This is a genomic window from Photobacterium sagamiensis (assembly GCF_050337085.1).
Classification (GTDB): domain Bacteria; phylum Pseudomonadota; class Gammaproteobacteria; order Enterobacterales; family Vibrionaceae; genus Photobacterium; species Photobacterium sagamiensis.
This window is the reverse complement of the sequence record NZ_JAKJSP010000070.1, coordinates 1-20,201: the sequence shown is the minus strand read 5'-3', so window position 1 is coordinate 20,201 and position 20,201 is coordinate 1. Positions and strand designations below refer to the sequence as shown.

15 protein-coding genes and 1 pseudogene are annotated in these 20,201 nt (G+C 42.0%); 10 read left to right on the top strand and 6 right to left on the bottom strand.

Translation table 11 applies throughout. The annotated features are described in order from the left end of the window. Positions 1–23: 23 nt before the first annotated feature. Entirely contained in the window at positions 24–455 is a 432-nt protein-coding gene (locus L4D76_RS25495) for an RbsD/FucU family protein (RefSeq protein WP_428443670.1), read from the bottom strand. 156 nt (positions 456–611) lie between these two features. Between L4D76_RS25495 and L4D76_RS25490 the strand changes: the two genes are divergently transcribed. The 7 genes from L4D76_RS25490 (at position 612) to L4D76_RS25460 (ending at position 10,634) form a co-directional block, all read left to right on the top strand. Beyond that, complete coding sequence (locus L4D76_RS25490; protein WP_428443669.1) at positions 612–1,547, top strand: sugar-binding transcriptional regulator; 936 nt, start codon at positions 612–614, stop codon at positions 1,545–1,547. Between the two features lie 318 nt (positions 1,548–1,865). After that, complete coding sequence (gene pepT / locus L4D76_RS25485) at positions 1,866–3,113, top strand: peptidase T (RefSeq protein WP_428443668.1); 1,248 nt, start codon at positions 1,866–1,868, stop codon at positions 3,111–3,113. A 552-nt stretch (positions 3,114–3,665) separates the two neighbouring features. Further along, the gene (locus tag L4D76_RS25480) at positions 3,666–4,850 is read left to right on the top strand and encodes an amidohydrolase (protein WP_428443667.1); all 1,185 of its coding nucleotides are present in this window, start codon (positions 3,666–3,668) and stop codon (positions 4,848–4,850) included. Between the two features lie 102 nt (positions 4,851–4,952). Then, on the top strand, positions 4,953–6,203 hold the full coding sequence (dcuC, locus tag L4D76_RS25475) for a C4-dicarboxylate transporter DcuC (protein WP_428443666.1): 1,251 nt from the start codon (positions 4,953–4,955) through the stop codon (positions 6,201–6,203). 400 nt (positions 6,204–6,603) lie between these two features. Then, positions 6,604–7,815 (top strand): Zn-dependent hydrolase, encoded by a 1,212-nt coding sequence (locus L4D76_RS25470; RefSeq protein ID WP_428443665.1) that lies wholly within the window; start codon positions 6,604–6,606, stop codon positions 7,813–7,815. A gap of 296 nt (positions 7,816–8,111) precedes the next feature. Further along, the gene (locus L4D76_RS25465) at positions 8,112–8,834 is read left to right on the top strand and encodes a hypothetical protein (protein ID WP_428443664.1); all 723 of its coding nucleotides are present in this window, start codon (positions 8,112–8,114) and stop codon (positions 8,832–8,834) included. A 294-nt stretch (positions 8,835–9,128) separates the two neighbouring features. After that, positions 9,129–10,634 (top strand): sodium:solute symporter family protein, encoded by a 1,506-nt coding sequence (locus L4D76_RS25460; RefSeq protein WP_428443663.1) that lies wholly within the window; start codon positions 9,129–9,131, stop codon positions 10,632–10,634. A 103-nt stretch (positions 10,635–10,737) separates the two neighbouring features. On the opposite strand, the gene L4D76_RS25455 is transcribed toward L4D76_RS25460, so the two are convergent. Then, positions 10,738–11,079, bottom strand: coding sequence for a histidine triad nucleotide-binding protein (locus tag L4D76_RS25455; RefSeq protein WP_428443662.1), 342 nt, complete (start codon positions 11,077–11,079; stop codon positions 10,738–10,740). A 441-nt stretch (positions 11,080–11,520) separates the two neighbouring features. Here L4D76_RS25455 and L4D76_RS25450 point away from each other — a divergent pair, with 441 nt between their 5' ends. Beyond that, positions 11,521–12,444, top strand: coding sequence for a histone deacetylase family protein (locus tag L4D76_RS25450; RefSeq protein WP_428443661.1), 924 nt, complete (start codon positions 11,521–11,523; stop codon positions 12,442–12,444). A gap of 144 nt (positions 12,445–12,588) precedes the next feature. Here L4D76_RS25450 and L4D76_RS25445 read toward each other — a convergent pair whose 3' ends face one another. The 3 genes from L4D76_RS25445 to arcC all read right to left on the bottom strand — a co-directional run bounded on the left by L4D76_RS25445 (position 12,589) and on the right by arcC (position 16,417). Beyond that, positions 12,589–13,824, bottom strand: coding sequence for a RidA family protein (locus L4D76_RS25445; RefSeq protein WP_428443660.1), 1,236 nt, complete (start codon positions 13,822–13,824; stop codon positions 12,589–12,591). A 186-nt stretch (positions 13,825–14,010) separates the two neighbouring features. Beyond that, the gene (gene ptcA / locus L4D76_RS25440; RefSeq protein ID WP_428443659.1) at positions 14,011–15,057 is read right to left on the bottom strand and encodes a putrescine carbamoyltransferase; all 1,047 of its coding nucleotides are present in this window, start codon (positions 15,055–15,057) and stop codon (positions 14,011–14,013) included. A 445-nt stretch (positions 15,058–15,502) separates the two neighbouring features. After that, complete coding sequence (arcC, locus tag L4D76_RS25435; RefSeq protein WP_428443658.1) at positions 15,503–16,417, bottom strand: carbamate kinase; 915 nt, start codon at positions 16,415–16,417, stop codon at positions 15,503–15,505. Positions 16,418–16,917: 500 nt separating this feature from the next. Between arcC and L4D76_RS25430 the strand changes: the two genes are divergently transcribed. Then, positions 16,918–19,062, top strand: a complete 2,145-nt coding sequence (locus L4D76_RS25430) for a methyl-accepting chemotaxis protein (RefSeq protein ID WP_428443657.1) — start codon at positions 16,918–16,920, stop codon at positions 19,060–19,062. 240 nt (positions 19,063–19,302) lie between these two features. Beyond that, positions 19,303–19,515: a transcription antiterminator/RNA stability regulator CspE gene (gene cspE, locus L4D76_RS25425; RefSeq protein WP_107282525.1), complete on the top strand. Its 213-nt coding sequence runs from the start codon at positions 19,303–19,305 to the stop codon at positions 19,513–19,515. Positions 19,516–19,911: 396 nt separating this feature from the next. Here the strand turns inward: cspE and L4D76_RS25420 are convergent. Further along, positions 19,912–20,201, bottom strand: a pseudogene (locus L4D76_RS25420) (IS4 family transposase); the annotation flags it as partial.

The window sequence follows — 20,201 nt, the reverse complement described above, 5'->3', positions numbered from 1 at the left end:
TTGAGTTAGATGAGTTTATCGCCTTAACCAAAAATGACGCCTTTGGTGAGTATTAAGCAGGCATAGGGGCGTAGATCTGATGTGCTAATGACAAGTTGGCATTTTTCAACTAACTCATAGAATCGTTGACGTTCAATTGGTTCACTTTTGTGGTTTGATTCTTCACTTTTATCAATGATATAAGTAAAATCCAGGGCTGCTTCTGACGAGGTGTCGCTGTCAATTTGACTCATGGTTTTTATAGGAAACTGTTCAAATTGGTCGAGAGGGAGTACGGTTAAAATGGCTTTTAAAGTGTCACTGGCGGTGTTGCCAGAAAGCGAAACAACGTGCTTAGTTGCTTTTGAATGAGCAGGGAAGTTTGCATCAACAATTGCAAGCGAGTCGCCATGTCCCATGGCCTGCAAGGCATAGAGAACATCGGGGTTCAACAATGGGTCAATATTTTTTAACATAAAATCACCTTTACTTTTGTTATGTTGCCTGTTCTTTTGTATAGTCAATGGGTGGTATTATTCCATTGAAAGATTGAAAAGAAATGAGACATAGTTTGTTTTTTCACCATTAATAATTGATAGGTCGTGATAGTGAGCACAAAATTGGTAAATAAAATGAATTCATTTAATGGTGATCCCGTATTGCAGGCAACTTGGTTGTATTACCAAGACGGACTGAATCAGACCGAAATCGCAAAGGTGATGGAAGTATCACGTGTAACCGTTGTTAAGTATTTACAAACGGCAAGAGAGAAAGGTTTTGTCCAAATTAATCTTGACCAAAAGTCATTTTCATCAATAGATAAAGCATTAAGTATTAAAAGTAAATTTAACCTGAAAAATGTCATGATTATTCCCGAAGGGGATGCGAACATGCACCCGCGTACAAGGCTGGCCAGTGCAGGCGCAATGTATTTAAGTCAGGTTGTACAAGATAACGATGTCGTTGGGGTTGCCTGGGGAAGAACTATTCACCAGATGGGACAGATTATGACGCCCAAGGCCCTTAATAATGTGACGGTATTGCAGATGTTAGGTTCTATGCCGTCTCAACCCGATTTTACGACGATTGAATCATCATCACTGATAGCCAATAAATTATCGGGAACATGCGTTAATCTTCATGTGCCCGCTGTTGTTTCAAGCTCCCGATTAGCGATGGAGTTACAGGCAGAGCCGATCATCCGAGCTAATTTTGCTACCTTAACAAAATGCAACAGAGCATTGTTTGTTGTAGGAAGCTGCCGAAACGAGAATCCATTGATTCGATGTGGGGTTTTGACCGCCGAAGAAATGGAGGCATATAGAGAATTAGGTGCGGTAGGTGTTATTTGTGGCCGATTTTACGATAAAGAAGGTCAACCAGTGCTTGGCCAGCTAGATCCACGGGTTCTTGGTATCAGTCTGGCTCAGCTACGTCATATCACACAGCGTATATTTATTGCTGGTGGTGAAAACAATTACGAGGCGACCCGAGGAGCAATATTGGGAGGCTATGTATCGGATTTAATCATAGACGAGGGAACGGCTGAGTACTTGATGCAATGTTGATTGTTTTCGCTAATGGCATTGTTGAACGAGAGCCTTTAATACTCTCGATAATTTAAGGAAGTAATGCATAATATTCAGTGTGAATAATATGGGAAAGTGAAATTAATGGAAACGTTTCGTTGATTTAATAGTAACCAGGAACTCTGGGTTAGTCAGAATAATTGGTGAATAATATTCGTTAAAATGGAATGTTTGTGACAGAACCAGTTCTTTTGGTTTTACTTTTTATTTGGAATTGTGTTTGTGAACGTAATCGCAAATTCATTTCATTTTAATCTCTTACAATAGATGAAGTGTAAGTAATTATATGGGGTTCCTATGGACATAGTTGATCGCTTTATTAACTATACAAAAATTAATACCACAACGAATAAAGAAAATGGTGCGCAGGGTGTAATGCCATCATCTTCTGGACAGATGGAATTAGCAGAGTTGGTCGCTAAAGAGTTACATGAACTAGGATTAGTTGATATCAAGTTGCGGGATACTGCGATTTTAACAGCAACATTTCCAGCAAATATCAATGCTGACATTCCAGTTGTTTCTTTCTTTGGCCATCTTGATACTAGTGCAGAGCAGACCGCAGATACCAAGGCTAAAATTATCAACTATCAAGGTGGAGATATCTGTTTAAACCAGGAGCAGGGAATTTACCTTAAGCTAAGCGAGTTTCCTGAACTAGCGAAATATCAAGGTGATCGGATTATTACTACTGATGGTTTAAGTTTGTTGGGGGCTGATGATAAGGCCGCAATTGCAGCCATTTTAAATGCATTACAATCACTGAAAGAGAATCCAGAGATCAAGCACGGAATAGTTAAAGTTGCCTTCGTTCCGGATGAGGAGCAAGGCTTACTCGGAGCCAAAGCTTTTGATGTCTCTGCATTTGATGCTGATTTTGGTTACACCCTTGATTGTTGCGGCATTGGAGATTTTGTCCATGAAAATTGGAACGCAGGTAATGCCGTTGTAACCTTTAACGGACAATCAGCTCATCCGATGTCAGCTAAAGGAAAGCTGAAAAACTCTTTGCTGATGGCTCATAAATTTATCACTATGTTACCGGGGGGAGAAGCGCCTGAATACACAGATGGTACAGAAGGTTACTACTGGGTTAAGCAACTCGAAGGTAATAGTGCAAAAACGGTGCTTAAACTGGATGTTCGAGATTTTACCAAGCAAGGTTATGCACAGCGGATGGCATTTTTACACAAATTGGCTGACAATTTCACCATGCTATGGGGTAAACAATGTATAGATATTGATTTGACTGACAGTTATAAGAACGTGGCAAATAGTCTCGAAGGAGATGCTCGCTTCCCAATTGATATTGCTTTTGAAGCTTATCGTCGTAATGGAATTGAACCTATATCTATACCTATGCGTGGAGGCTACGATGGTGCGGTTCTGTCACAAAAAGGCCTGCCATGCCCAAATATTTTCACAGGGGCTCATAACTTCCACTCAATCTATGAATATCTGCCTGTTAATTCCTTAAGAGCAGCAAGTGATGTTGTGCTGGAAGTTATCAAAGTGACAGCAGAACGCTTTGGTGAGAGGGGATAAATTAAGGGAGATAAAGAATACTTGCTCTTATTCTCTGATTGCTATGCGTGACTACAAGACTGAACCAGTTATTTTAATTATAAGGAAGAGAATCACGCAAACATATAAGAATACTTAAACCAGTAATAAAAGTCATGCTCTCAAAAATCAGAAACAATTGTTTTATGTTGAATGGTAAAAATGTGATGTATTTCTAAGACATGAAATTTGAAATCATTGACTATGTAAGTGACTTGATTTTATTTAAGTGTTTATAAAGAACCAGTTAAATATCTTTAATTGAAGAAGATATCGAAATACTAACAATGTCGTGTCCATAAGAATAACCAAATTAACTTTATGCACAATACAGTGAATATAATTCATTGTATGGGGTTAAATAAAGAATGTGGATGATGGGGGTTTATTCTCTTCATTAAGTGATTCTAATGGAGCTTATTATAGCAAAGTAAATATCGCATGTTTGGCATCTATGCTGCGTTGCTAATGATGTTGAACCGTGGTGAGAATAACTATTTAAATTTCTCATTAATAACAAAATGAATAATAGCCATGGAGAAGGTAAATAAGATGGACGTTAACAAGAGCGAGGTAATAGCCATTTCAAAAGAGATGGTAGTATATCGTCAACGGTTTCATTCATATCCAGAAGTTGGCTTTAAAGAAACTGAAACTGCTAAAATTATTCAAGAATTTCTATGTGAGCTTAATATTCCGTTCAAAACTGGGTACGCAACTACTGGTATTGTAGGCACTATTAATGGTGTCAGTCCAGGGCGTGAAATTTGCCTACGTTGCGATATGGATGCATTACATATCGATGAAAAAACAGGCCTTCCTTACACATCACAGAATGAAGGTGTTATGCACGCCTGTGGCCATGATGGCCATATGGCTATGATGTTAGGTGTGGCAAAGTACCTATCTAAACATAACGAATTCGCAGGAAAGGTTCACTTGTTGTTTCAGCCCGCGGAAGAAAGCTATGGTGGTGCAAAATACGTTATTAATGATGGTGTGTTTAAAGATTTCCCTAATATTGAAGCAATCTATGGTTTACACAACTGGCCAAAAATTCCTCTTGGTACTCTAGCAAGTGCAAAAGGCGCACTAATGGCTTGTAGTGACACCTGGGAAATGAAAGTTAAAGGCTCCGGCGGTCACGGAGCCATGCCTCATGAAGTAACCGACCCTATGCTTGCCACTTCAAATGTCATTATGAACTTACAGAGCATTGTTAGTCGTAACATTCATTGTGCTCGTGCCGGTGTTGTTTCTGTAGGTTATATGAACGCTGGTAATTTTGAGTCACCGAATATTATTCCTGCAGAAGTTCAACTACGTGGTACTGCTCGTGCCTATGAGCCAGATGTGCGTGATTTGATCGAGCGCCGTATTGGGGAAGTTGCTACAGCGGCAGCTAACGTCCATGGCTGTGAAATCGAATATAATTACATCCGTCGCTATCCAGCGGTCTACAACCCTTCTCTCCAGTTTGAAGTGATATCACAAGCGGCGAAGAATACTGTAGGAAGTGCCGCGTTCAACAGTTCCGTAACCCCAGTTGGTGGTGCAGAAGATTTTGCATTTTATTTAGAGCAAATACCGGGTGCATTTATTTTCATTGGTAACGGTGACAGTGAAGCCCTTCACACTCCTAAATATAATTTTAACGATGAGATTATCCCTGTGGGCATTGAGTACTTCCTTAACGTGGTATTGGTTGAATTAGGTTAATTTGTAAAACGTCATCTGAATTTATTTTTTAAATGCTGGTCTTGGTCAATGTTATTGGGCCGGTCATAGTCGCACAAAACACTAAAATTAAGGTGAAAAAATATGACTGAAATATTAGCTTTAGTTGTCGTAATAGCTACCATCTTGGCAATGGTTAAAGGTTACGAGACGCGCTTAGTTCTTATTACTTCTGGTTTGGCTATGGGATTTATTGCTTTAGATCCACTGGGCGGTTTTGATGCTTTTGCCAAACGAATGACATCAGGAAGCCTAATACAATCCATTTGTTCGGTAATGGGCTTTGCGTTTGTAATGAAGTATACCAAATGTGATTTGCACCTCGTACGGCTGTTATCAGCTAAAATTGATAAAGTTAAGCTACTAATCATCCCGGCAGGTACAATGATTACGTTCGGAGTGAATATTGCCCTGCCAAGTGCTGCTGGTTCTGCAGCTGCCGCTGGCGCTGCGATCATCCCTGTTATGATCCGTGCTGGTGTTCAGCCTGCGGTGGCTGCTGCTGCAGTTATTGGTGGTACATTTGGCTCGATGTTAAATCCAGGTATGGCGCATAATCCGTTCATCGGTGACATGGCTGGCATTTCTCCGATGGATGTGATCATGAACCATCAGCTTCCAACGATTATTGCAATGTTACTTGGCGCTGTCGTGTTGACGACTATTGCTGTTGTGAAAAAAGAGCATACTGGCTATATAATTGACGGTGAGACATCAGAGCTAGAAGAGGTAAAAGTTAATTTCCTTTGGGCTATTGCACCGATCGTTCCAATTGTACTTCTACTTCTAGGTGCAACTATAGTACCTGAACTCAAAATGGGTGTACCACAGGCAATGCTTATCGGTGTTCTTTACACATTTGTAGTGACTCGCGCTAATCCAGCTGAAGTGACGAAGTCATTCTTCTCCGGTATGGGTGAAGCGTTCGCCAACGTGTTTGGGATCATTATTGCTGCTGCAGTATTTGTATTCGGTCTTAAAGCAACGGGTCTTGTCGACGCTGGTCTTGGATTTTTAATTGGCTATCCAGAATTAGCTAAACTTTTAGGCCCAGCAGGCACATCTGCACTAGCAGTATTAACCGGTTCTGGTGATGCAGCTGCATTTGCCTTTAATGAGGCTATGACGCCAAGTGCTGCTGATTTTGGGTTGACCATTCCCGACATGGGTTCTGCAACGGTACTCGCTGGCTGTTTTGGTCGAGCGATGTCACCTGTAGCAGGTGCAACAATTGTAGCTGCTGCGATCGCCGGCGTTAGCCCATTAGAAGCAGCGAAGCGCCAATGGCCTGGTATGATTAGTGCCTTAGCGGTAACAGTGGTTATCATGTTATAAAAAAGTACTCTTCTTATACCCGTTTTAATACTTAAGGTTCAGTTCTTGGATCCGTTTGATAGAGTGCTAGCCATATTCTTGCTTTCGGTGTGTGATATTGTTTTTTGACGAATTCATATGCTCACACTGAAAGGAAGACTAAACTTGAAAGTATTACACTAGTTCGGCTCTGTTCAGGAAAATTGTTATTTAGCTCATTGATTGGATAGACGTTGTTCGTATGCATTCTCTTGGTAAATCATGTGGTCAAGTTGGTGGATATAAAATAGCTAATTCTATGTACTAGCTGAAATATTTCTTCGTTAATGTTTATTAAAAAAGYATTCGCAATCTAGTACAACGGAACTCCCAATAATGCCAAGCCTTACTAGGATTTTGAAAGTTCGCTAAGGGGAATAGTATGGATTCAACGAACCTTAAACAGATTTTTAATGCCGTCAATGCGTACGGGGAAACCTCAGACGGTATGTACCGTCTCGCCTATACAACGGCTGATAATGCGGCTCATGATTATATGTGTAACTTATTGGAAAAGAGTGGCTATGAAGTACACAAAGATCTAATGGGAAATATATTCGCGAGTGTTCCCGGAATTGATCCAGATGCAAAAATTGTTGCTACTGGCTCACACTTAGATACCGTTCATTGTGGAGGTAAGTTCGACGGCACTGTAGGTGTAATGGCAGGATTGTACGCCTTAGAGCAGATTAAAGAACAGAAGCTAAAACATACCATTCAGTTGATCATTTTTCGTGCTGAAGAAAGTTCCCGCTTTGGGTTTGCATGTATGGCTAGTAAAGCAATGTCTGGAAACGTTGATGTTGAAAAGTGGTTAGCCAATGCTGATTCTGAAGGTGTGAATTTCTTTGATGCTTCAGGCGTATCACCATCTGAGATTGAAAGTGTCAAACTTGATCATAATCGCTACAAATCATTTGTTGAAGCTCATATCGAGCAAGGTAATATTCTTGAAAACTATGGACAAAATATTGGGATTGTTTCAGGGATAGCGGCACCAACACGTTTTCGTATCAAAGTTAATGGTCACGCTGATCACTCCGGTGCAACACCAATGGATCTACGTTCTGATGCTTTATGTGCTGCTGCTCGTATTATTAATGATATTAATCATGAGGCATATATCCGCAAAGATGAAGGTACTGTTGGGACTGTGGGTAAGATGAATGTGTATCCAAACTCAATGAACGTAGTTCCGGGTGAGGTAGAGTTCACGGTAGATATTCGCGGCATCATTAAAGATAGTGTAGATGCCGTCGTCAAACACATGTACTACTCTATCGAAGAAGCAGAAAAACTACACCATGTGAAATTTGAGATTTTTGAATTATGCAACGATCGTCCAGTGAATTTAGATGAATCAGTATTTCATACGTTAGTCAGTGCAGCCGAAGAAGAAGATATTCCATATCGAGTGATGAATAGCGGTGCTGGTCATGATGCCATGTACATGGCGCAAGTTATGCCGACAGCGATGATCTTTATTCCGTCCAAGGGGGGGATATCTCATCATCCAGATGAATATAGCGAGTTCAGTGATGTAATCCTGGCAGGGAAAGTACTTGCTAATGCGATGGCGAAAATGGCGCAGTAGAGCCATCTCATCAAAAGAATACTCTGGGGCCATAGGTTTAATACAGAAAAAAGGTTTTAATGTAATGAACCATTTCAACAGTAGTTTTTCACTAGCTGGGAACCACCAGTAAACACCTTAATGGGCAGTATCAACCCACCAGCCTTTCAGCGTCTCTAATCCACTAATCGTACACAGAGATTGGCTATTTCATCCAGGCAGAGTTAGTTACACTTGTACTAATGGATCTGAAAAACGTGATGACATTACGAAGCAGCGAAGAATGGTAAAAACAACCTGATCTAGGGAGTTAAATCATGCTCGATTTTTCAAATAGTCAGGCTTTGAAAGGCAAGCAAACCAAAGCCACCATTGCAGCCAATATCCTTAAAATCGTCATTCTTGGCGAACTTACAGAACTCTATTCGCCTGCTGAAATTGAAATTTTAGAACAGGCACAAAGGCTTATAGAAGATGGTAAAAATAGAGTTAAGCTCTTAAAAGAGAAACGATTAAGAGAAGAGAAGCAGAGAAAAGCAACTGAAGCCGGGTTGCATGACAAGGCACAGATAAGAACATTAAAAGCACTTAACAGCATGTCACTGGCTGATATCTATTGTTTAAACGTCTGCTACACCTATCAACTATCAGCAGTGAATGAATTGATCGAAGAGTATGATCACAAACACTACCTCGCAACGGTGCAGGGCTGGCTTGATACCGAAGTAGCTACAGACTCCTACGTTGATAAATCACCGCAAGAGGCGAGAAACGAGTGGGAACAAGGTATTGCCAAGGCGGCGGTTGAAATTATAAGCTGGCCTTGTTTAAAGCATCACCGTAACTATCAAGAACAATCGAGTGGCTATATAGAACCGAGAGGGATCCCGGAAGATTTTCCGGAGTCAATATTCACGGTTGTTCGCGAAAAAAATATGCATCGATTATCAGCGCCTTGTCTTGATGTTATTGAAGCGATCAAGGCTTTCGAAGTAAATGAAGAAAAAGTTCGGCTCATTCTAAATGGCCTTAGTCAATAGCCAATAACCAATTAACACAGGTGCTATCTGGCGATATAAATAGTAAACGGAAGTTAATTTATAAAGAATTTGGTCATCTTTGACCGTTGACTATTTTTAATTAACTTTTCGGCATTATTTTATTGTCAGCATGAAATGCAAAAAAGCAGTAGAGGTCAAAAAAACAAATTTGCATACTGTCTATTTATATGCATCTCGAATTGCATCACTTTTATTTATATATCAATCATTAATATTGGAATAAGGCAGAGCAATACATCTTTTTGAGCCAATAAATTTATAAAGGAGTGTAAAATGGCTGATAACACAATTGTATTAGGCATAGTTCTTGGGTACCTGGCTTTCCTTGTTTGCATCGGTATATATTCATCAAAAAAAATTAACAACTCTGAAGATTTCTTAGTTGCTGGCCGTCGCCTTGGCCCATTTCTTATTGCAGGAACGCTTGCTGCAACTGAAATAGGCGGGGGTTCATCTTTAGGGGTGGTGGAAAAGGCATATGGAGAGTGGGGTTTATCTGCGCTATGGTATGTCGCTACGATGGGAGTGACCTTTACTATTATTGCCATGGTTGCGCCGATGCTAAGAAAAGCAATGGTCAAAACGATCCCTGAGTTCTTTCGGCGTCGGTATGATAAGCCTTCGGCGTTATTTACTGCCATTATAATGATACTGCCATTGATTGGTCTAACTGCTGTTCAGTTTATTGCATCTGGTGTGATCTTATCGGTGATTATGGGGTGGGATTACACGACATCTGTAATTGTTATCTCGATGGTTGTTATTGCTTACTCCATGATGGGCGGGCTATGGTCTGTATCTCTCACTGACTTTGCTCAGATGCTGATGATTGTTTGCGGTATGGTAGCCGTGCTTCCGTATTCTCTCGACATGGTTGGCGGATGGGATGTTGTTGTTGCTAATACGCCTGTTGAAAAAATGTCGATGACAGAAGGAATTGGTTGGCCAACCATAATTAGTTTAATTTTTATCTATGCGGCTTCCTTTATCTGCGGCCAAGAAGTGACTCAGCGTCTTTATGCGGCAAGAAACGGAAAAACAGCATTAATAGGGAGTTTGTTAGCTGCGGTTGTCTTTTTCGCCTTTGCCATGATCCCGGCAATGCTTGGCATTATCGCTCATAGTATGGTTGATATGGGAATGATAGACGGTAGTGCCATTGTTGAAAATGGAGCAAGGTACGCGTTACCAACATTAGCTGTTCAGGTAATGCCACCTGTTCTGGTAGGTTTTCTATTTGCAGGGGTTGCCTCAGCAACGATGTCATCGGCGTCATCTGACTTGCTTGGGGCGGGTTCGATTTTTGCGAATGATATTTACAAAGTATATATCAATAAAAATGCTGATCAGCATTCGTTATTGAAAGTCGCAAGACTAACTATGTTCGTTATTGGTATTTTTTCAATAGGTATCGCTGTTTTAAATACCAGTGCGATCATTACTTTACTTATGTTCTCATTCAGTCTTAGAGCGGGTGGAACATTAGTTCCATATTTGATGGGACATTTCTATCCTAAAGGAAGTAAGCAGGGAACCTGGGTATCTCTATTATTAGGTACTTTTGGTATTTTAGCCGTCAAATATGAGTGGGTAGACTTTTTCGGCTTAGATGGAATATTCCTTGGATTGCTCTTAAGTCTGACGGGTTATCTGGTTGCCAGTCATCTTTTCCCTAATAAAAGTATGTCAGTAGTACTAGCGGACGAAGATGTAGCGGAAGGTGACACCATTCTTGAACAACCAACGCAAGAGGGAGTTGCTATAGCGACCAAGGACTAGTCAAAAACGATTACGGCTCATTTGAGTTGAGCCGTAATCCCCCCAACAAATCCAAGTTCATCAATCCTTATTGCAATACCCCCCAAATATTTCAATCCAAAGCTTAGCCCGGAGGCCAATGCATAGTGCGTCCACCCAGCAGGTGAAGGTGAATATGAAACACAGCCTGGCCACCCTGACGGTTGCAGTTCCATACCAGCCGGTAGCCGTCGTCGGCGAGCGCCAGATCTTTTGCCAGCTGTGTCGCGGTCAGCACCATATGGCTGATAAGCGCACTCTTATCACTGTCCAGCTGGTTAATCGTGTCGATGTGTTGGCGTGGAATGATCAGTATATGTGTCGGAGCCTGGGGATCGTTATCGGGGAAGGCGACAATCTGATCGTCTTCATAAACCAGGTTCGACGGGATCTCTTTGTTAGCGATTTTGCAGAAAATACAGTCCATTGGGATCCTCGCTCAGTTTTGAATCATTAAACTATAGTTATTAATAATATCAATCGGGATAATTTACTATAACCCTGAATATTAAGCATATACCCAAGTGACCTCAAGATGCTTGTTCAGCGAGAATTTATTGGCTTCTAGGCAAGACGCTGATTTGAAGACATAGTTGTTCTACGTTAATAATCAGCAACGTAGCATCGGAGCCAATAAAACTCGCCCTTCGGGAGTGAGTCAGCGTGCTCACTTCTGTGTCAAATGTGTTTGAAAGGGATGGCCATTCCTACACACATTTTCCTTGAATTGAACACGCTGAGCTCACTCTGAATCCTGCATCTTGAGGTCACTTGGGTATAACCATTTAATCCCTTTTTCACGAAATTCTGAAATATAAAGTATTGTTGATATAGGGACGAGTCAATTACCTTGAGGGAGTGACCAGCAATGACCACAGCCTTTATTACCCACGGGGATTATCTGCTGCATGAAATGGGATCGGACCATCCGGAATGTCCCGAACGGCTTGGGGCCATTACTCAATACCTGGCATCTTCTGAGCTGAGCAACCGGTTAAAATGGTTGGCTGCGCAGGCGGTGTCTGAGAAGCTGCTGGAGAAGGTGCATCCTGTTGAACACATTCGCTGGCTCGACAGCCTGCAACCGGAGAAAGGGCTGGTTTATGCCGATCCCGACACGGCACTTAATCCTCATACCATGCATGCCGCCCGTTTGGCTGCTGGGGCAGTGACCATGGCGACAGAGATGGTGATTGGCGGTGAGATAAACAATGCATTTTGTGCGGTACGGCCGCCGGGGCACCATGCTGAAAGAAGCATTGCCATGGGGTTTTGTTTTTTTAACAATATTGCTCTGGGAGTAGAGCAGGCACTGAGCCATAGCGATATAGAACGGGTAGCCATACTTGATTTTGATGTGCACCACTGTAATGGCACTGTCGATATATTTCAGAATCGCCCCGAGGTGTTAGTATGCTCGACTTTTCAGCATCCCTTCTTTCCCCACCGTTACTATGATATTCAGCGATCCAACATTATTAATTCACCGTTGCCTGCCGGTACCACTGGCAGCGAGTTTCGCCGTGCTGTCGAACGGGACTGGCTGCCTGCCTTGCACTACCATCAGCCGCAAATGATATTTGTCTCTGCCGGTTTCGATGCCCACAAGGCTGATCCGCTGGGGCAACTTCTGCTCGATGAAAGTGACTACCGCTGGGTAACTAATCTTATCGTTGAGGCCGCCGCTTGCTTCGCCGGCGGAAGGATCGTCTCGGTACTGGAAGGCGGCTATGATTTGGAGGCACTGGCTCACAGTGTTCATACCCACCTGGAAGGTTTGGCTAGCGGGTAACGTTTTTGAGGATCAGATAAACAAAAAATCCAGCAACAAGATGTTGCTGGATAGAGTAGGGGGCTCACATTAATTTTGTGCTGTGTATAGCCTGCTTTCAGTAGACCTTCGATCTGGTATCACTCAGCTGCAATCAAATGCCTGTTATGCTTGTGGAGGTGTACCTTCACAGTTAGAAACAACAGCATCAATTTGTACTAAAGCATCCATAGGGATAGCTGAAACACCAACTACTGTTCTTGCAGGAAGATCGCCTTTGAAGAAGGTAGTGTAAATTTCGTTTACAGCATCAATATCTGCGATGTTTTTAAGTTGGATATTGATTTTAACTGTATCGTCCATAACGTGGTCGACACTTTCCACAATTGCCTTAATATTTTTTAGACATTGCTCAGCCTGCTCTTTTACACCACCAGCAACCATTCCATTCGTTTTTGGGTCTAAAGGTAATTGACCTGAAATATGATTGTAGTGAGAAAAAGCTACAGTGTGTGAGTATGGAACTTTTGGTGCATTTTCCGTATTGTTTGCTTCGATGACAAGTAGACGGGTGTCTTCAGGAAGTTGTGGGGGTGTACCATCGCCGTGTGACACAGCTGTATCAATTTGTACCAAAGCATCCATAGGTAAAGCTGCAACGCTAACAACTGTTCGTGCAGGAACATAGCTTGGGAAGAATTTTGCACAAACTTCGTTTACGACTTCAGCATCCGAGATATCTTTAAGGAAGATAGTTGTTTTAACAACATCGTCCATAACGTGGTCGATACTTTCTAAAATTGCTTTAATGTTGTTTAAGCACTGTTCAGCCTGCTCTTTAACACCACCAACTACCATTTCACCCGTTTTTGGATCGATAGGTAATTGAGATGAAAGGTTATTGTAATGAGAAAAAGCTACAGTTTGTGAGTATAGACCTTTTGGTGCATTTTCTGTATTTCTTGAAACTTTAATTAGGTCGCAAGGAGCTTGTGGAGCTGTACCTTCACCATTTGAAATAAGTGCATCAATTTGTACTAAAGCATCACTCATAGGTAAAGCTGCAACTGCAACTGTCGTACGTGTAGGAAGAGCATCTTGGAAGAAAGTTGTATAAACTTCATCTATAGCTTCAATATCTGAGATATTCTTAACGAAGATATTTAGTTTAACAACGTCGTCCATAACGTGGTCGATACTTTCTACAATTGCTTTAATATTTGCTAAGCACTGCTTTGCCTGCTCTTTTACACCACCAGCTACAATTTCACCAGTTTTAGGGTCTACAGGTAATTGAGCTGAAATATTATTGTAATGAGAAAAAGCTACAGTTTGCGTAGATACAGAACTTTTTGGTGCATTTTCCGTGTTTCTTGAAAGCTTTATGATATCGCCACTCATATCGATATTTATCCTTTTATATAGTAAGTGTTTAATTACGGACTTTAAAAAATATTCTTTTTTACTTAAGAAAATAACCTTGAACTAGGCTTGCTGACGTCACTCTGAATCCTGCATCTTGAAGTAGTTTGGGTATAGAGTAAGGCGCCAGGATCTGGCACCTTGGATGTTGGGAGCAACATTTAATTACAGGTTGTTTAGCAAGCCTTCGATCTTCGCTTTGTGAGCGGCTAACGTTTCTTCGGATGCTGGCTTATTGTGGGGATAGGTCAGGTAGACCAATAGGGCCATTTGAGCTGTCAGGCGGTTTTCTGCCTCATCAAAGATTACAGAGCGAGGAGACTCCATCACTTCACGGGTACATTCGCGCTGATCATTGGCTGGCAAGCAGTGCATGAACACGGCATCTGGTCCGGCTTTTACCATGAGATCTTCAGTGACGACATACTCCGGGATGAAAGTTGAAAGGCGGATCTCTTTTTCATCTTCCTGACCGAACCAGTAGAAGCTGTCTGCAACAATGATATCGCAACCTGCAACTTGGTTGGTGTCGTCGGTGATCACCAATTTGCCGCCGGAGGTTTCACAGTTATCTAATGCGATATCAACCCATTTTTGCGGAGCTTTAAAGCGCTCAGGACAAATATGTTTAAAGGTCATACCAAACTTAGTGCAAGCAAACATGAGAGACGATGCGACGTTAGTGGCATCACCAACAAAGGCAACAGTCAGATCGCTCAGTGATTTGCCTTCTGGCAGATGTTCCATCATGGTAAACAGATCAGCCATAATTTGGGTTGGGTGCAGCCAGTCACATAAGCCGTTGATGACGGGAACGCTTGCATGCTCCGCTAAGCCAGAAACGGTACTGTGATCGTCGACTCGGGCCATAATGACATCAACCATTCTGGAAAGAACTCGGCCAGTATCTTCAAGCGACTCTTTCGCTCCTAAGTGAATGTCTTTGGGTGAAAGGAACAGGGCATGGCCGCCTAGCAGAGTTGCTGCTGTTTCAAATGATACGCGAGTACGGGTAGAAGGTTGTTCAAAAACCATCGCCACAGATTTTCCCTTAAATAGCTGAGGGATGGCATTGTCATGGCGAGCTTGTTTCAGCATCGCCATTAGCTCAAGAATATCTGTGAGTTCTTTCTTGGTGAAATCCTGTGTTTTTAGGAAATGACGCAGGCCTTCTTTATTTAAATTGGTTGCACTTGACGATGGTAGTTTCATAACATTTCCTTATTGATCTACATTAGATATTGTGTGTGGTTAATTGTTGGGAGAGGTATCTACTGTTGACATTAATATCCTCCCAAGCTGTGAGCTTAGTATCGGTGAGTTGCGTTATATTTTCTGAAACCAGAATCAATAATCGGTGTTACTGTGGTGTGCTTAATTTGTTTTATGTTCCCACTCACATTTTTATCTTTTTTTTAACGTTGTTTTTCGATATTTTATTTTAAAGATTTTTTATAATCCATCTGAAATATGAAGGTATTACGCAGGCATGAAAAACCTATAGCGGAATAGCTATATAGGTTTTTCATGACATTGAAAGATTGTTTGTTGATTATTGATTGAGTTTTAAAATTAATTTTTTGTAGAAGAGATAACTTTCTCTATTATCGGGCAATCCGTTGCCCGTAACTTTAAATTCAAGTGGAATCGTTGTTGATTAAACCCGGATATGTGTACCGGATTCGAAAGTCATGATCTCATAAGCTTTGTGTAGCGAACCTATATGGCCGGTTCCCTTTGTTGCTTTGGCAAAATCACAGCAGGCATCAACCTTCGGGGCCATTGAACCAGCGGCAAAGGTATATTGCTGGATCTCCTCTACACTTACGTCATACAAAGGAATTTCATTTGGCGTGCCCCAGTCAACACAAACATTGTCGCCATCGGTCAGGATCAAGTAGTGCGCGGCTCCCAGCTGCTTAGCCAGTACCGCGGCAGCAAGATCTTTATCGATAACGGCTTCTACGCCGGTATAACCCTGCTGATCTTTGACGACTGGTGAGCCACCTCCGCCACAGCAAATAACAGTATGATTCACATCGAGCAAAGCACGGATAGCTTCAAGTTGTACAATATTTTGCGGTTCAGGAGATGGAACGACCCGACGCCAATATTTGCCATCGGCTTTGATCTCCCACCCGTATTGCTGTGCAAAATCACGCGCTGTAACTTCGTCATAAACCGGACCGATAAATTTACTCGGATCGGCAAAAGCAGGATCGTTCCGATCTACCTCTATTTGAGTTAACACTGTGCTGAACAAGCTGTTTGGCATAACGCGTTTTAGGCCTTGTTCCATTAAATAGCCGATCATGCCCTGAGTCTCAGCGCCTAAAACGTCAAGCGGATAGGGTGGCGCATCCTTATATGCCAGGTTCTGTAAGGCCAGCAAGCCGACTTGTGGGCCATTGCCATGCACAATAACCAAACGGTAGTCTTCGCTGAGTTTGGCTAAAGCCGAAGTCGTATGTGCAATGTTCTTGACCTGGTTATCGCAGCTCATGACTTCACCTCGCTGAAGCAAGGCATTGCCGCCGACAGCGACAACCAAAATAGGTTTTTGATTTTTCATTTTGTATTCCATCACGTCTATTGGGAGCTAAATAAGCATTTGGTGCTAAGAAACATAGCGCTGACAGCGGGGTGAAATATTTGATCAGAATCAATTTTCTTTTTTGTTATAAATCTTGACTGTTTTTTTAACTATATCATCACAAAACGTACCGTATTTTCTGAGGTAATATCGATAAGTGATTTTAATAACAAACTATTGTCAGTAATTTTGATTATATAGTTACCTGTAAACTAAGTTATTTTACGTGAATATGAGTTTCAGAAAACGCGATATAAACAAAAAAATCAATGCAAAACCGGCATTTGCTGAAGCTGTAAACGGAACTATCTTCCATTAAGCTTGAGCGATTTTAATATGTTACGAGGCGTTAGGGGATGGATGGCAATAAGTTTTAGAGTCACCAATGCCTGATTTACCGATGCGCTTTAAATGGCAAGTCACTAAGAAAAGTAGAAGTCATAAAGAATTATAATAATTATTCAAGTTAGGATACGTGTATGAAATGTTTTTCTGTAAAGTGGAAAATTATACTTGCCAGCGGTCTTTGTCTGTTGATCACCACCGTTTCTCTGCTCTCCTTTTCGCTTTACTCTGCCAAGCAATCTCAGACCTTAATTAACGAAAGAACTCTGGATGATTTTACCCAGGTCGCAGAGCGGTTACTGGTTGCCCGTTCAGAGGCTGAAATTGCAAAGATAATCAAACCTTTCGATGAGGCGCACACCATCGGGCAGATGTTATCTCAGGAAGTTATGTATCAAAAAAATAATTCGCAGGAACATAACCTGAAAAACGAAGCCTTACGGGGAGACTTAAATACCAGAATTCGTCAGATTGTTGAGTTATACGGTGATTTGCTGGGGGCTTATGTGATATTCGAGCCGAACCAACTGGACGGTAATGATGCAGAGTATATTGATTCGGCATCGTTGGGATCCAATGATATTGGTCGTTTTGCACGATACTGGGCACGAGAGCCTGACGGGACGATCACGCCTGAGGCGATATTGGAAAAAGAACTTTCCAACATGACACCTGATCAAAATGGTATTCAAAGCAATGAATGGTATGCCTGTAGTATCCGTACCCAGGGGACGTGCCTTCTTGAACCTTATCTGAACCCTGTTGGTGATACCGAGCAATTAATGACCAGCCTGACCCTGCCACTCAAAGAAGATAACAAAGTAAAAGGGATGCTGGGCATAGATCTGAGCTTGACGGGTTTACAGAAGCTCGTGACTCATATGGACAGTGAACTTTTTGATGGTCAGGGTGAGGTTCTGCTAGTTAGTCGCAGCGGTCTTATCGCCGGAACTGATCGAGACTCCACCTTCTTAGGTGAAAAAATATCTGCCGATGCCACCAAGCAGGTTGATACGTTGAATAAATGGCTCCGACAAGATCAGGAGCAGCTTGCCTGGAGCGCTGATGGCTCTGTCCTGCAAATGTTCAAGCCTGTCACCTTTGGTCTGGGTAATAGGGGATGGGGGCTATATATCAGTCTGCCTCGTGAGGTGATCCTGGCCCAGGCTCTGTCACTGGGGCGCGAGGTAAAAACACAACAGCAAGAGAATATGTTATCGCAAGTTGCCGCCGGCTTGCTGTTCATCGGATTGGCTATGCTGCTGTTATGGGCGCTGGCGGGAACACTGGTTGCTCCCATTAAGATCATGGCGGCACGCCTGAAAGATATTGCCGAAGGGGAAGGGGATCTCACTCAGGAAATCAGCATTAAGCAACAAGATGAAACGGGTGAATTGGCGTTATGGTTCAACCTCTTTCAGAAAAAACTGAGAAGTACAATTTCAGATGTTGTTGTCACAGTGGAAAGTACTCGTTCGACAGCAACTCAGTCGGCCGATGTGGCTCTGCGAACCAGTGAAGGGGTTATGGCTCAGCATCGGGAAGTTGAAATGGTGGCGACTGCGTTCGAGGAGATAAATGCCACGACACATGAAATGGCCAACAATATCACCAAGGCGGCAAATGCAGCCAACTCAGCAGACTTAGCGGCTAAACAGGGAAAAGCGGTGCTCACCGATAATATGATCGCCATGAGAGAGCTGAAAAAATTGATCTCAGAAGCCCAGCCGGTGGTAACGCAACTGGAACAGGATAGTGACAATATTAACTCTATTTTAGAGGTTATCCAGGGTATTGCTGAGCAGACTAACCTATTGGCCCTTAATGCTGCGATAGAAGCTGCGCGGGCCGGAGATCAGGGAAGGGGGTTTGCGGTGGTTGCAGATGAAGTACGGGCGTTAGCCGGGCGCACCCAAAATTCAATCGAGCAGATCCGTACTATGATTGAGCGATTGCATAAGGGAACCAATGCGGTTGTGAAGGTGATGATGACAGGCAACGATAAGACCCTTTACACCGAGCGTAAGGTTAACGAATCAATGGAAATGCTAGAGCAGATCCTTGATGCAGTTGGCTCGATCCATGAGATGAACCATCAGAACGCTAATGCGGCAGATGATCTGAGTGCTGCGTTTGAGGAGATAAACCGAAATGTCAGCAACATTTGTAATGTGAGCCACGCGATCACAGGTGAAGCCGAATCGGCAGCGAGAATTGGCGAGGAACTGACTCAGTTAGCAGATCAACAGCAACAATTAGTTGGGCAGTTCAAGGTGTAGACGGAATGAATAATTTAAATTATTTCTTTACTTATATTTATAACGTGTTACTTTACGCCTCGCTCTGTAGTTCAGGGTTATTAATGCAGCATAAGTACAAGTTAAACTCTCAGATACATCTTCGTTAAGTTTTTGTCCTCAGTGTTTCCCTTAGCTTCATCGTAACATTAAATAATTCAACTTCTCAGCATATCGCAATACTGCGATTAATTTATTAATGAATTTTTATAAGGGGCATATATGTCTAATTCAACTACTGGCATCGTAAAATGGTTTAACGAAGAGAAAGGTTTTGGCTTTATTACTCAAGATAACGGCGGCGCTGACGTATTCGTTCATTTCCGTGCAATCGCTTCTGAAGGTTTTAAAACACTAGCTGAAGGCCAAAAGGTTTCTTTTGACGTTGAGCAGGGCCAGAAAGGTCTGCAAGCTGCAAATGTTGTAGCTCTATAATTCGAAGATTTATTCTTCAAGTAAATGCTGGCCTTTAGCCAGCATTTATCTACTATTTTTCATTGAGTTACACTGATAAATAGTAAACAACAGGCCTAACGATAGACCTATTTATATGTAATACAACCGTGTGCAATAGAAACCTTTCCTACATCTGCCTTACCAGTTCATGTCATGAAGTTTTCCTTTCGTATAATTACATCAGATAAGTAATTCTTTTCAGGCTACACGCATATTGATGCAAATTATTATTAAAGGATAAACCCATGTCTAAATCTTCAGGCAGAAAACGTTTTTGGTTTCAGCAAACACGTGATATTGATCAGTTAACAGCTAAAAAAGCGTAAGACTGAATCAAAGCATTACAGAAGAGGTCGCCCAATGGGCTAATGCCGTTCACTTAACGTGAGCGGCATTGTTTTTTCTAACGGGATATCGGTTTTTTGAGCACTTCAATACTCTAGGGTAACTTCGTTCTCTTCTAGCAGGTAAAATAAACTGCTTCGCGATCTCTTCTAGTACCATTACTTGTTTCGGTATGTTCCCTGGTGTCACAAATGGCAACTGCGTTAACTCATGAACAATATGCAATGCCGCCCCATGAAAACTGAGTTGATTGGGAAAGACTCCTTTTAAACTACTAGCCATCAATACCATCTTATATCTCAAGAGGTTATAAGCTAGAA